At 69.7% G+C, this 12822-nt stretch carries 12 protein-coding genes; 9 read left to right on the top strand and 3 right to left on the bottom strand.

The annotated features are described in order from the left end of the window. Positions 1-61: 61 nt before the first annotated feature. A complete protein-coding gene (locus ABIB15_RS05340; RefSeq protein WP_354475870.1) occupies positions 62-667 on the bottom strand; it encodes an SACE_7040 family transcriptional regulator in 606 nt (201 codons plus the stop codon). A gap of 133 nt (positions 668-800) precedes the next feature. On the opposite strand from ABIB15_RS05340, the gene ABIB15_RS05345 reads away from it, so the two are divergent. Genes ABIB15_RS05345 through ABIB15_RS05365 form a run of 5 tightly spaced genes read left to right on the top strand, consistent with a single transcriptional unit; the run spans position 801 to position 6985 of the window. Continuing rightward, entirely contained in the window at positions 801-2408 is a 1608-nt protein-coding gene (locus ABIB15_RS05345; protein WP_354475872.1) for a carboxyl transferase domain-containing protein, read from the top strand. 5 nt (positions 2409-2413) lie between these two features. Beyond that, a complete protein-coding gene (locus ABIB15_RS05350; RefSeq protein WP_354475874.1) occupies positions 2414-4507 on the top strand; it encodes an ATP-binding protein in 2094 nt (697 codons plus the stop codon). Beyond that, positions 4504-5670 (top strand): acyl-CoA dehydrogenase family protein, encoded by a 1167-nt coding sequence (locus ABIB15_RS05355; protein WP_354475876.1) that lies wholly within the window; start codon positions 4504-4506, stop codon positions 5668-5670. The genes ABIB15_RS05350 and ABIB15_RS05355 overlap by 4 nt, the downstream gene beginning before the upstream one ends. A gap of 26 nt (positions 5671-5696) precedes the next feature. After that, complete coding sequence (locus tag ABIB15_RS05360; RefSeq protein WP_354475878.1) at positions 5697-6179, top strand: MaoC family dehydratase; 483 nt, start codon at positions 5697-5699, stop codon at positions 6177-6179. After that, entirely contained in the window at positions 6176-6985 is an 810-nt protein-coding gene (locus tag ABIB15_RS05365) for an HpcH/HpaI aldolase/citrate lyase family protein (protein WP_354475880.1), read from the top strand. Before ABIB15_RS05360 ends, ABIB15_RS05365 begins: the two co-directional genes overlap by 4 nt. A gap of 408 nt (positions 6986-7393) precedes the next feature. Here ABIB15_RS05365 and ABIB15_RS05370 read toward each other — a convergent pair whose 3' ends face one another. Further along, positions 7394-7924: a YbhB/YbcL family Raf kinase inhibitor-like protein gene (locus ABIB15_RS05370; RefSeq protein WP_354475882.1), complete on the bottom strand. Its 531-nt coding sequence runs from the start codon at positions 7922-7924 to the stop codon at positions 7394-7396. A gap of 141 nt (positions 7925-8065) precedes the next feature. Here ABIB15_RS05370 and ABIB15_RS05375 point away from each other — a divergent pair, with 141 nt between their 5' ends. Both ABIB15_RS05375 and ABIB15_RS05380 read left to right on the top strand, forming a co-directional pair. Continuing rightward, positions 8066-9025 (top strand): aldo/keto reductase, encoded by a 960-nt coding sequence (locus ABIB15_RS05375; protein WP_354475884.1) that lies wholly within the window; start codon positions 8066-8068, stop codon positions 9023-9025. Further along, on the top strand, positions 9022-9945 hold the full coding sequence (locus ABIB15_RS05380) for an aldo/keto reductase (RefSeq protein ID WP_354475886.1): 924 nt from the start codon (positions 9022-9024) through the stop codon (positions 9943-9945). The genes ABIB15_RS05375 and ABIB15_RS05380 overlap by 4 nt, the downstream gene beginning before the upstream one ends. 43 nt (positions 9946-9988) lie before the next feature. Here ABIB15_RS05380 and ABIB15_RS05385 read toward each other — a convergent pair whose 3' ends face one another. Continuing rightward, positions 9989-10597 (bottom strand): TetR/AcrR family transcriptional regulator, encoded by a 609-nt coding sequence (locus tag ABIB15_RS05385; RefSeq protein ID WP_354475888.1) that lies wholly within the window; start codon positions 10595-10597, stop codon positions 9989-9991. Between the two features lie 263 nt (positions 10598-10860). Here ABIB15_RS05385 and ABIB15_RS05390 point away from each other — a divergent pair, with 263 nt between their 5' ends. After that, complete coding sequence (locus ABIB15_RS05390) at positions 10861-12207, top strand: M16 family metallopeptidase (protein ID WP_354475890.1); 1347 nt, start codon at positions 10861-10863, stop codon at positions 12205-12207. A 9-nt stretch (positions 12208-12216) separates the two neighbouring features. Next, on the top strand, positions 12217-12819 hold the full coding sequence (locus ABIB15_RS05395) for a histidine phosphatase family protein (RefSeq protein ID WP_354475892.1): 603 nt from the start codon (positions 12217-12219) through the stop codon (positions 12817-12819). Positions 12820-12822: the final 3 nt, after the last annotated feature.

The following is a 12822-nucleotide window of genomic DNA, read 5'->3' on the forward strand; positions in this document are numbered from 1 at the left end:
GCGAGCTCAGGCGTGAGCGCGGGCGTGGGCGCGGGCGCGAGCTCGCGCGGTTGAGGCGCGGCTACGGCGCGAGCGTCGCGAGCGCCATCTCTTCGAGCAGCGACCGCACGACTGAGCGCGGTGCACCTCCGCTGATCCGCGCGCTGTGCGGGGTCGAGTTGATCAGGCCGAACGTGGCGTGGGCCCGGATGCGCAGGGCAGCAGCATCCGCGCCGGGATGCAGGTCTGACAGCACCCTCACCCACAGCTCGACGTAGCGGCGCTGCAGCGCACGAACCTGGCGGCGGTCGGTGTCGTCGAGGCTGTCGAGATCGCGGTCCTGCACCCGGATCACGTCGGGGTCGCCGAGCGCGAAGTCGACATGAAACCGTACGAGAGCGGCGAGCGCATCATGGGCATCCGCCGCCCCCGCGATCACGGCCTCGCCGCCGGACAACAGGCTCTCGCTCACCTCGACGAGCAACGCGGCGAGAACGGCCTGCTTGCTGCTGAAGTGCCGGTAGACGGCCGGACCGCTGATGCCCACCGCCGCACCCAGCTCCTCGATCGAGACGCCGTTGAATCCGCGGGCGGCAAACATGCGGGCGGCGGCCGACAGCAGCGCGTCGCGCCGGTCGGCCTTGGCTCGCCCGCGCACGGTGAGCGGTGCTGGCACGGCGTCCACCACGTTTCTCCCCCTCCTCGCTTATCACTGGACAATTCCAGTGAATGAACGCTAACCTAATTCGAGTTAAGAAGCACTAACCGAGATTGCCCACGAGGCGAGAACGAGGCGCCGACCAGCGCGAGATGAGAAGTCGATGGAGACTCTGAGGAGCAGGCTGAGCGCCGCGGATGCCGCATTCCGCAGCAACGACGAGGCGCAGCGCGGCCTTTCGGCCGAACTGCGCGAGCGACTCGCGACAACGGCCCTCGGCGGTCCGCCCGCCTCCCGCGAGCGCCATGTCGCGCGCGGCAAGCTCCTGCCCCGCGAGCGCATCGACGCCCTGCTCGATCAGGGCAGCCCGTTCCTCGAGATCGCCCCGCTCGCCGCCAACGGCCTGTACGGCGACGAGTGCCCGGGGGCCGGCGTGATTGCCGGTATCGGCCTCGTGCACGGCCGGCACGTGCTCGTCATCTCGAACGACGCGACCGTCAAGGGCGGCACCTACTACCCGATGACGGTCAAGAAGCACCTGCGCGCCCAAGAGATCGCCGCCGAGAACCGCCTGCCCTGCATCTACCTCGTCGATTCCGGCGGCGCCTATCTCCCGATGCAGGACGAGGTGTTCCCCGACCGGGACCACTTCGGGCGCATCTTCTTCAATCAGGCGCGGATGTCTGCGGCAAAGATCCCGCAGATCGCCGCGGTTCTCGGGTCCTGCACCGCCGGCGGCGCCTACGTGCCCGCGATGAGCGACGAGAGCGTCATCGTGCGCGGCCAGGGCACGATCTTCCTCGGCGGCCCGCCGCTCGTGAAGGCGGCCATTGGCGAGATCGTGACCGCGGAGGAGCTTGGCGGGGGAGACGTGCACGCCCGGGTATCCGGCGTGACCGACCATCTCGCCGAGAACGACGCCCACGCGCTGCAGCTCGTGCGCGACATCGTGCAGACGCTCCCGCGACCCGCGGACCCGGCCTGGGAGATCCTGCCCGTGCGGGAGCCGGCGGCCGACGTCGACGAGCTGTACGGGGCAGTGCCGCTCGACGTGCAGGGCAAGTGGGACGTGCACGAGGTCATCGCCAGGCTCGTCGACGCGAGCGAGCTCCACGAGTTCAAGCGCGAGTACGGCACGACCCTCGTCACGGGATTCGCGAGAATCCACGGGCACCCGGTCGGCATCGTCGCCAACAACGGGGTGCTGTTCAGCGAGTCGGCTCTGAAGGCTGCCCACTTCATCGAGCTCTGCGACCAGCGCGGCATCCCGCTCGTCTTCCTGCAGAACATCTCCGGCTTCATGGTCGGCAAGGACTACGAGGCCGGCGGCATCGCCAAGCACGGCGCCAAGATGGTCACCGCCGTCGCGAGCGCCCGCGTCCCGAAGCTCACGGTGGTCATCGGGGGCTCCTTCGGCGCCGGCAACTACTCGATGTGCGGGCGCGCCTACAGCCCGAGATTCCTCTGGATGTGGCCCGGCAGCCGCATCTCTGTCATGGGCGGCGCCCAGGCCGCCTCGGTGCTCTCGACGATCCGCCGCGACCAGCTCGACGCGCGCGGCGAGGAATGGACTGCCGAGGACGAGGCGGCGTTCAAGAAGCCCATCGCCGACCAGTACGACACCCAGGGCAGCGCCTACTACTCCACCGCGCGGCTCTGGGACGACGGCGTCATCGACCCCGCCGACACCCGCACCGTGCTCGGGCTCGCGCTCGACGTGTGCGCGCGAACACCGCTGCCCGAGACGGCCTTCGGCCTGTTCAGGATGTGACGGACATGAAGGACATGACGACCCCGACCTCTGCGCCCTTCCACAGCGTGCTCGTCGCCAACCGCGGCGAGATCGCCTGCCGGATCATCCGCACGCTGCGGAGCCTCGGCATCCGCTCCGTCGCGGTCTACAGCGATGCGGACCGCGGCGCCCGGCACGTGCTCGAGGCCGATCTCGCCGTGCGGATCGGTCCGGCGGCTGCCGCCGACAGCTACCTGAGCGTCGCCGCGATCGTTGACGCGGCGACCCGCGCCGGCGCCCAGGCGATCCACCCCGGCTACGGGTTCCTCTCCGAGAATGCCGCACTCGCCACCGCCTGCGCGGAGGCGGGCATGGTCTTCATCGGGCCGGGCGCGCGTGCGCTCGACATCATGGGCGACAAGATCCGGTCGAAGCTCCACGTGTCCGGGCGCGGCGTGCCCGTGATCCCCGGCACCGACGAGCCGGCGATGGACGACGATGCCCTCGCCGCCGCGGCCGAGCGCACCGGGTACCCGCTGCTGATCAAGCCCAGCGCGGGGGGAGGAGGGAAGGGGATGCAGGTCGTCCGCACTCCCGCCGAGCTGCCCGCCGGCCTCGCCGCTGCCCGACGCATCGCCCGCGCGGCGTTCGGCGACGACACGCTGCTGCTCGAACGTCTCATCGACCGGCCGCGGCACATCGAGGTGCAGGTGCTCGCCGACCGCCACGGCACCGTCGTGCACCTCGCCGAGCGGGAGTGCTCGCTGCAGCGACGGCACCAAAAGGTCATCGAGGAGGCTCCATCGCCCCTGCTCGACGACCTCACGCGCGCGCGGATCGGCGAGGCGGCCTGCGAGGTGGCGCGCAGCGTGGGGTACGTCGGTGCCGGCACGGTCGAGTTCCTCGTGTCGGCGCAGCGACCGGACGAGTTCTTCTTCATGGAGATGAACGCCCGGCTGCAGGTCGAGCATCCCGTCACCGAGATGGTCACCGGGATCGACCTCGTCGAGTGGCAGGTGCGCATCGCCGCGGGCGAGCCGCTCACACTCCGCCAGGATGCGATCGCGCTCCGCGGGCATGCGATCGAGGCGCGGGTCTACGCCGAGGACCCCGAGCACGGCTTCCTTCCCGGCACCGGACGCGTTCTCGCCCTCACCGAACCTGCGCTTCCCGGCATCCGGATCGACAGCTCGCTGCGCGTCGGCGGCGCGATCACAGCCGACTACGACCCCATGCTCGCCAAGGTCATCGCCTGGGGACACGACCGCGGCGAGGCGATCGCCCGTCTCGACACGGCGCTGCGCCACACCACGCTGCTCGGTGTGCAGAGCAACATCGAATACCTGCGGCTGCTGCTGGCCGACCCGGCCGTGCTCGCGGGCGACCTCGACACGTCGCTCATCGAGCGGGTGCTTCCCTTTCTCGCCTTCGAGAAGCCGGATGCCGCCGCGCTCGCCGCCGCCGCCCTGCTCCTGCATGCCGAACGTGAGCGGAGTGCCGACACGGTATGGTCGGCGCCGAGCGGCTGGCGGCTCGGCGCCGCGAAGCCCACCCGCTACCTGTTCCGCGTTCCCGGGTCCGGCGACGTCGACGTGCTCGTGACGGGGACGACGGATGCCGCGGTCGTGGTCGTGGCCGGAGGCCCACTCGCCGCGAGCCTGGTCGAGACCGCCGCGAACTCGTTCCTCGTCACCGTCGACGGCACCGCGAGCCGCGTGGCCATGGCGCGCGACGGCCAGGAGCTCTGGATCGCCCGGGACGGCACGTGCTGGCGCTGGGGAGCCCTCGACCGCCGCGACGAGCTCGCCGCGGCGCTCGCCGACCGCGACCGCAGCGTCGGCCCGGTCAGCCCCGAAGTGCGCTCGCCCATGCCCGGCACCGTGGTCGCGGTGCATGCCGCGACCGGTCAAAACGTCACGGCCGGGCAGAGGCTCGTCACCGTGGAGGCGATGAAGATGGAGCACACCCTTCTCGCCCCCATCGACGGCTCGGTCACGATCGCCGTGGCCGAGGGCGACCTCGTGCGACTCGACGCGGTCGTCGCAACCGTCGCGCCCCCCGAGATTCCCGCATCCACCACCGAACCCGCGGCCGGTCCACAAGACCCCGCGGCCATGCACAGCAAGGAGACAGCATGAGCTACGAACTCACCGCCGAGCACACGGCACTTCAGGCCTCGGTGCGCGACTTCGCCGACACCGTCGTCGCGCCGGCCGCATACAAGTACGACACGAAACGCGAGCTGCCGTACGAGATCATCGCTCAGATGGGCGAGATGGGACTTTTCGGGCTTCCGCTGCCCGTGGAATACGGTGGGCAGGGCAAGGACTACCTTTCGCTGTGCCTCGCCGTCGAGGAGCTCGCGCGCGCCGACCAGAGCATCGCGGTCACCCTCGAGGCGGGCGTCGGCCTCGGCGTCATGCCGCTGTTCCGCAGCGGCACCGACGCGCAGAAGGCAGAGTGGCTGCCCCGGCTGGCCAGCGGCGAGGCGCTCGCCGCCTTCGGGCTGACCGAGGCCGACGCGGGGTCGGATGCCGCGGGCACGAAGACGACCGCGGTGCTCGAGAACGGCGAGTGGGTCATCAACGGAAGCAAGCAGTTCATCACCAACTCGGGCACGAGGATCACGCGGCTCGTGACGATCACGGCGGTGACGGGGGAGTCGGAGCGCGCCGACGGCTCCATCAAGAAGGAGCTCTCGGCGATCCTCGTGCCGACGCCGATCGAGGGGCTCACCGTCGAGCCCGCCTACGACAAGGTCGGCTGGCACACCTCCGACACGCATCCGCTGACGCTCAGGAACGTGCGCGTGCCGGAGGCGAACCTGCTCGGCGAACGGGGCCGCGGCTTCGCCAACTTCGTCGAGACCCTCGACGAGGGCCGCATCGCCTTTGCCGCGCTGTGCACGGGCGCCGCCCAGGGCTGCCTCGAGGAGTCGCTGAGCTACGCCGGCAGCCGCAACGTCTTCGGCCGGCCGATCGGCTCGAACCAGCACATCGCGTTCAAGCTCGCCCGCATGCAGGCGCGGGTGTACACCGCGCGGCTCGCCTACTACGACGCCGTAGCCCGGATGATGCGCGGCGAGCCGTTCAAGATGCAGGCCTCGATCGCCAAGATGGTCGGCAGCGAGGCCGCGATGGACAACGCGAGAGACGCGACCCAGATCTTCGGCGGCTACGGGTTCATGAACGAGAACCCCGTCGCGCGCCACTACCGGGATTCCAAGGTGCTCGAGCTCGGGGAGGGCACGACAGAGGTGCAGCTCATGGTCATCTCCCGCGCCATCGGGTTCCCGGGCTAGAGTCCAGACGAGCGAGGGAGCAGCGGATGCCGGAACGCGAGCGAATTGAGCAGCGGGGCCTCTTCTTCGAGGAGTTCGACCTCGGGGCGATCTACCTGCACCGCCCCGGGCGCACCGTCACCGAGGCCGACAACGTGTTGTTCTCGACCATGACGATGAACCAGCAGGCATTGCATCTGGATGCGGCGTTCGCGGCTGAGCAGCCGTTCGGCCAGCGACTCGTGAACTCGATGTTCACGCTCGCGACGATTGTCGGCAGCTCGGTGGCCCAGCTCACTCAGGGCACCATCGTGGCGAACCTCGGCTTCGAGAAGGTGGAATTCCCGCATCCGCTGTTCCACGGCGACACGCTCTACTCCGAGACCATCGTCACGGCCAAACGGCTCTCCGGGTCGAGGCCGGGGCAGGGCATCGTCAGGCTCGAGCACACCGGACGCAACCAGTCCGGCGTGGTCGTCGCGACGGCCGTGCGGTCCACGCTCGTCTGGTGCGAGGGTGCGCGGCCATGACCTTTGTGCTCGGGCCCGCGCTGCTGTTCTGCCCGGCAGACCGGCCCGACCGGTACGCCAAGGCGGCGGATCGCGCGGATGCCGTGATCCTCGACCTCGAGGACTCCGTCGCCCCCGAGCGCCGCGCCGCCGCGCGTGAGGCGCTGTTGGCGCATCCGCTCGATCCCGCGCGCACGGTCGTTCGGATCAACGCCGCGCAGTCGACCGACTTCCGCGCCGATCTCGCCGCGGTCCGGCGCAGCGGATACCGCACCGTGATGCTGCCCAAGGTCGCCGGCGTGCGGGACCTCGCCGGTTTCGGATCGCTCGAGATCATCGCGCTGTGCGAGACCGCCTCCGGAATCGTCGCCGCGAACCGGATAGCCGGGCACCCGAATGTCGTCGCGCTGATGTGGGGAGCGGAAGACCTCGTCGCCTCCCTCGGGGGCACCTCGAGCAGGTTCGCCGACGGCCGCTACCGGCAGGTCGCCCGCCATGCCCGCTCGGCGGTCCTGCTCGCCGCGGGCGCCGCTGGCCGGGCCGCGATCGACGCCGTACACCTCGATATTGCCGACGTCGACGGACTCGGGGCCGAGGCGGAGGATGCCGCCGCGAGCGGCTTCGCGGCCGTCGCGTGCATCCATCCCGGACAGGTGTCCACGATCCGGGCCGCGTTCCGCCCGAGCGAGCACGAGGTCGCCGCCGCGCGAGAGATGATCGCCGCGGCCGATGGCGGCGTGTTCCGGTTCCGCGGCCGGATGATCGACGGGCCGGTGCTCGCCCAGGCCGCCGAGGTCGTCCGACGCGCTGGCGATCCCGCGAGGTGACCGGCGTGGTCACGGGCGCACGGCGGAGTTCCCCTGGCTTGCCGAATTCACGGCGAACTCTGCAATCCACCGGCGTGTCGCGACATTCAAGCTTCGGTTGACGGTAAGACTCGGAATCGTGCACACAGAGGGTGCAGAGGAGGGGTCGGGGATGGCGCGACATCGGTTCAACAGGGGGCTCACCTTTTCGAGGGCGCGACATCGCGCTCCGGGACGGGCACAGCGTGTCGCCGAGCACGGATTGCATTCCGTGATCGTTGCCGTCGCAGCCGCCATGCTCGTCATGGCAATGGTGGGAAGCGATCCGGTGGCAAACGCCCGCACCTGATCTTCCCCCAACGCAGGAAATCGCCGCCCCTTATCGAGGGGCGGCGATTTCGTTTAAGGCGGCTTGGTGCGTCGGCAGCGCTACGCCGATGTCTCCGAGGTTGCGAAGAACTGCGCCCGGGCGAGGGCGTGCCCGAGGAAGTTGAAGCCGAGCACCGCGGGCGTGCTCGTGTCCTGCAGATCGAGGTGGTCCACATCGAGCGCCGTCAGAGTGAAGAAGTACCGGTGCGGACCGTGGCCGGCCGGGGGAGCGGCACCGAGGAATCGCGCCAGGCCCAGCTCGTTGGGGAGGGTGTGCGCGCTCTCGGGAAGCAGGTCGGCATCGGGGTTTCCGGCGTCGGTCGGCAGCTCGGTGAGGGTCGCCGGGAGGTTGTACACGGCCCAGTGCCAGAAGCCGCTGCCGGTCGGCGCGTCGGGGTCGTAGACGGTCAGCGCGAAACTCCCCGTGCCCTCCGGCGCCCCGCTCCAGCGCAGGGCCGGTGAGCGGTCCTGCCCGCCCGCGCCCGCGATGCCCGAGCGCGCCCAGTCCGGCAGCACGCCACCCGCATCGACGTCCGGGCTCTCCAAGGTGAAGCTCGGGATCTGGGGCAGATTCCAGTTGGGATCGTTCATCGGCGTTCGCCTTTCAGTAGCGGGTGTTCCTGTCTACCACGCGCCCTCGGCGTGCGCTGGCGGTGCCGCACGGCGACGGTGTCAAGGCGTTGGGCCGGTCGGGCGGCGCTGCCTACCATGTGGTCAACCGAGGAGCGCAGCATGAGGATTCCCCCCGCCTCGAAGCACGAGGCCACCCGAGAGGCCACCGCCGTCGCGGCTGCCGATGTGACGGGATCGTTCCCGATGGCGATCGATGGAAGCGCTTTCGGCTGGACGGCGGGTGCCGATGAGGCAGCCGGGGTTCTCGCCCGGTTCGCGGATGCCGGGGGCCGACTCGTCTGCACCGCTGACCACTACGCCGGAGGACGCAGCGAGGTGATGATCGGGCGCTGGCTCGGCACCCTGCGGGATCGGTCGAGCGTGATCGTCGCAACCAAGGTCGGCCGGCATCCCGACTCGCCCGGACTCAGTGCTCGCGCGATCGTGCGGGCGACGGAGGCGTCGCTCTACCGCCTCGCGACCGACTACATCGACATCCTGTCGTTCGACGGTGAGCATCCGGAGATGCCCATCGACGAGAGTCTCGAGGCTGTCGACATGCTGCGGCGTGCGGGCAAGGTGCGCCACCTCTCGGCATCCGGATACACCGGACGTCGCATCGCGCAGGTGCAGGGGTTCGCGGCCTCCGCCGCCTACCCCGTGTTCCGGACTGCCATCGCCGAGTACAACCTGCTGAAGCGGAATCCGTTCGAGCGGGACCTTGCGCCCACGTTGCTCAGGCTCGGAATCGGCGGGATCGCCAGGTTTCCGCTCGCGCACGGTCTGCTCGCGAGCGAGGAGCGCGGACGCCTGATCCATACCGAGGGCCGTGCGACCGAGGGCGCGATCGATCACGTCGGGCGGCACAGCGCGCGGGTGCGCGAAGCGGTGCGCCGGGTTGCGGAGGAACACGACGTGCCGCTGCGCTGCGTCGCCCTCGCGTGGGTGATGTGCCAGAGCGAGGTCTCCGCCGTGATGGTGCGAGCGAGTGACATCGACCAGCTCGACGGCCAACTCGCGGCACTGCGGGTGAGGCTCACTCGACACCAGCTGTCGACGCTCAACAGGGTCTCAGCGTGAGCGCGGAGCGGCCGACCGGTGGCAGCCGGTTGGTGGCGGTGGAGCAGAGTCCGGCGACCGGGCCGATTCCGCTTCGCCGTCGGAGGGTCGGCGGATCCGAGTTGCGAGTATTCCCCGTCGGCCTCAACGGATTCGGGTTCGAATCCACCGTCGACACCGACGTCGCATTCGACATCCTTGACACCTACCGCGCGCTCGGCGGCAACTTCATCGGCACCGACGCCTCGAAGGAGGGCCGGAGCGAGGCCGTCGTCGGGCGTTGGTTGCGCTCGAGGGGGGCGCGATCGAGCGTTATCCTCGCCGCGACGGCGGCGTCGGGAGTCGACAGCCCCGGCCTGGGGCATGCGGCGATAGCGAGGGCGGTCGACCTCTCGCTCGGGCGTCTGCAGACCGACTACCTCGATCTCCTCCTGCTCGGCCCGCACGACGCCGCGGTGCCGTTCGAGGAGACGCTCCTCGCGGTCGATGGCCTCGTTCGCGCCGGCAAGGTGCGCTACGCGGGCGCGGTCGCGCACGACGCCAACCGGCTCGTCGAGGCTCGGGTGATCGCGGCGATGCTCGGGGTCGCCCCGCTCGTGGCCGCCCAGTGCGACTACGGTCTCGCGAACCGGCACGGGTTCGAGGGTTCGGTTGCGAGCGTGATCGCCGACCAGGGGCTCGGGGTGCTGCCACGGGTGCCGTTCTCCGTGCCGACGTCGGCGCGCCGCCGCCGGAGGACTCTCGCGGCGCTCGACCGAATTGCCAGCGAACACCACGTGTCCCCCGCCACGATCGCGTTCGCCTGGCTTCTGTCCAGGCCCGGTGTCTGCGCGCCCATCGCGGCGGTCTCCACCGTGGAGCAGGTGCTCGATCTCGTTGCGTCGACGACCGTGCAGCTCACGCGGCATCAGGTTGCCGCGCTCGACCGCGCGTCGGAATAGGTGCCGCGGGTTGGCAGGGCTGGTTGGCAGGGCGGAAGGCCGGCTATGGCCCGGCCTCGGTCACAATGCGTGCGGACACCCTCTGCAGTGCGGCCGTAGCCGAGACGGGATCGCCCGCGTACGCTCCACTCATGGCGCCGTCGCGGGCGAGCATGAGCTCGTCGGCGGCGTCGCCAGGCATCGGATGCTTCGCGTCGCGCAGAAGCTCGGTGAGCCGGCCGGTGTACCAGTCGCGATGGGAGGACACGATGTCCCGCACTGGGTGGCGCGGGTCGGCGAATTCCGCTGCGGCGTTGATGAACGCGCATCCGCGGAAGCCCGGCGCGTGGATCTCCGCCACGATCGCGTCGATCAATCCGAGGACGGCGTCCTCGGGGCGTCGCGCGGTCGTCACGATCGCGTCGAGTCGCTCCTCGGCGAGGCGGTGCTGGCCGCGGAGGTACTCGAGGATGAGCCGGTCCTTCGCGCCGTAGTGCTTATAGAAGGTCGCCTTCGTGACGGACGAGAAGCTGATGAGCTTGTCGACGCCGACCGAATTGATTCCCTCTGCGTAGAAGAGCCGATTGGCGGTCTCCAGAATGCGCTGTTTGGCGCCGGGAGCGTGGAACTCCGGGGCACGCTGTGCGGTCGGATAAGAATCTACGACCGGCACAGCGTGGCTCCCTCGGGCTAGATGTCCTCAAGTCCTTGAGGCAGCGTACCGGACGGGGGGATCCGGCTGTGGTGCGCTGAGAATTCAGGTTTCTCAGCTTGGTGCGTTCGCCCCACCGTCGGGTCGGTGGCACATCTGAAACAGTATCAGAACACAAGGACAGACAAGTCTGTTTGTCCTCTAAAAGTTGCGGAATCCTGTCCCCAGTTCGAGGGGCACGGCGCAGTGAGGGCTGCGCCGAACCTCACGTAGGCTCGAGATTGATGAATGGCGCCGTGCAGTTACCCCTCGACCTGGCCGACTTGTCCGTTACGGCATCCGGTGACGCGCTTGTTCGGCGCACGGTACTCCCGAGCGGCGTGCGTATTCTCAGCGAACGGGTTCCCGGCGCGCGGAGCGCCACTGTCGGCTACTGGGTCGCCGTCGGTTCCCGCGACGAAGCGCCCGGCACCTTCGGATCGACCCACTTTCTCGAACACCTCCTGTTCAAGGGCACCCCGACGAGGAGTGCCCTCGACATCGCGGTGAGCTTCGATGCCGTCGGCGGGGAGCACAACGCGATGACCGCGAAAGAGTACACCTGCTACTACGCGCGGGTGCAGGACCGCGACCTCCCAATGGCCGTCGAGGTCATCGCCGACATGCTCACCTCCTCTCTCCTCGACGGCGAGGAGTTCGAGACAGAGCGCGAGGTGATCCTCGAAGAGCTCGCCATGGCCGACGACGACCCGTCCGACGTTGCGAGTGAGCGCCTCTTCGAGGCCGTCTTCGGTGCGCATCCACTCGGGCGGCCGATCGGCGGGAGCGCGGAGACGATCGGTGCCGCGACACGTGACGCCGTGTGGAACCACTACCGCGCGAACTACCGCGCCCAGGACCTCGTCGTCACGGTGGCCGGAGCGGTCGACCACGACGAGCTCGTCGCCGGCGTCGAGCGCGCCCTCGTCGCCGCGAAGTGGGACCTGTCGATCGAAGGCGATCCGGTCGAGCGGCGCGCCGCGACCGGCACGCCCATCGAGCGCGGAGCGCCCCTTGTCGTCGTCCAGCGGCCGATCGAGCAGGCGAACGTGCTGCTGGGAGTCGGCGGCATGCCCTCTGCCGACCCACGCCGCTCCACCATGGCTGTGCTCAACTCGGCCTTCGGCGGGGGCATGTCCTCCCGCCTGTTCCAAGAGGTGCGGGAGAAGCGCGGCCTGGCCTACTCGGTCTACTCCTTCTCTCCGAGCTACTCGGACGCCGGCCTGTTCGGCATCTACGCGGGATGCTCGCCGGCCAAGCTCGAGCAGGTCTGCGACATCATGTTGTCGGAGTTCGCGCTCCTTGCGAAGGATGGCATTACCGAGGATGAGCTGGCGCGCGCCGTCGGCCAGTTGAGCGGCGCGTCCGCCCTCGCCCTCGAGGACTCCGACACACGCATGTCGAGGCTGGGCCGTTCGGAGATCACCCTCGGCGAGTTCGCCGACCTCGACGAGTCCCTACGCAGACTCGCGCTCGTCACGGTCGACGACGTGCGCGAACTCGCCGCCGACCTGGCCGCGCACCCACTCTCGATTGCCGCCGTCGGAACCATCGACGAGTCGATCCTCGCCGGCTTCTCCACCCTCAACTAGGAATCACCGATGTCGCACTTCCTCTACCTCGTACGCCACGGCGAGCAGCGCGATGCGCAGCACGGCCTTCCCGACGGGCCCCTCTCGGCGAGGGGAGAGCGTCAGGCAAGGGCGATCGCCGACCGGCTGAGCGGGGTGCCGTTCACGGGCGCCTGGCACTCCCCCCTCGAGGGGCCGTCGGAGACCGCACGCATCATGACGCAGAGCATGCCGAGCCTCGACCCGCAGCCGTCCGCGTTGCTGTTCGACTGCATCCCCTCCGGCCCGACGCCCGACATGCCTCAGGGGTTCAAGCCGTTCTTCGGCTCGGTCAGCGATGCGCAGATCGAGGCCGGGCAGGCGCAGATGACGGATGCGGCGGCGGAGTGGCTCACGCCGAGCCGCGACGACCGCCACGACCTCCTGATCACCCACAACTTCGTGATCGCGTGGTTCGTGCGCGAGGTGTTCGCTGCCCCCGCCTGGCGCTGGCTGGGCACCAACCAGGCCAACGGCGGGCTCACGATCATCCGGGTCCGCTCGGTCAAGTCGCCCGAACTCATCACGCACAACGATCTCGCGCACCTGCCGGTCGAGCTGCGGACCGGCCTGCCGGTGCCGCAGCCGCTCTAGCCG

The organism is Marisediminicola sp. UYEF4 (assembly GCF_040546025.1).
In the GTDB taxonomy this organism is placed as follows: domain Bacteria; phylum Actinomycetota; class Actinomycetes; order Actinomycetales; family Microbacteriaceae; genus Marisediminicola.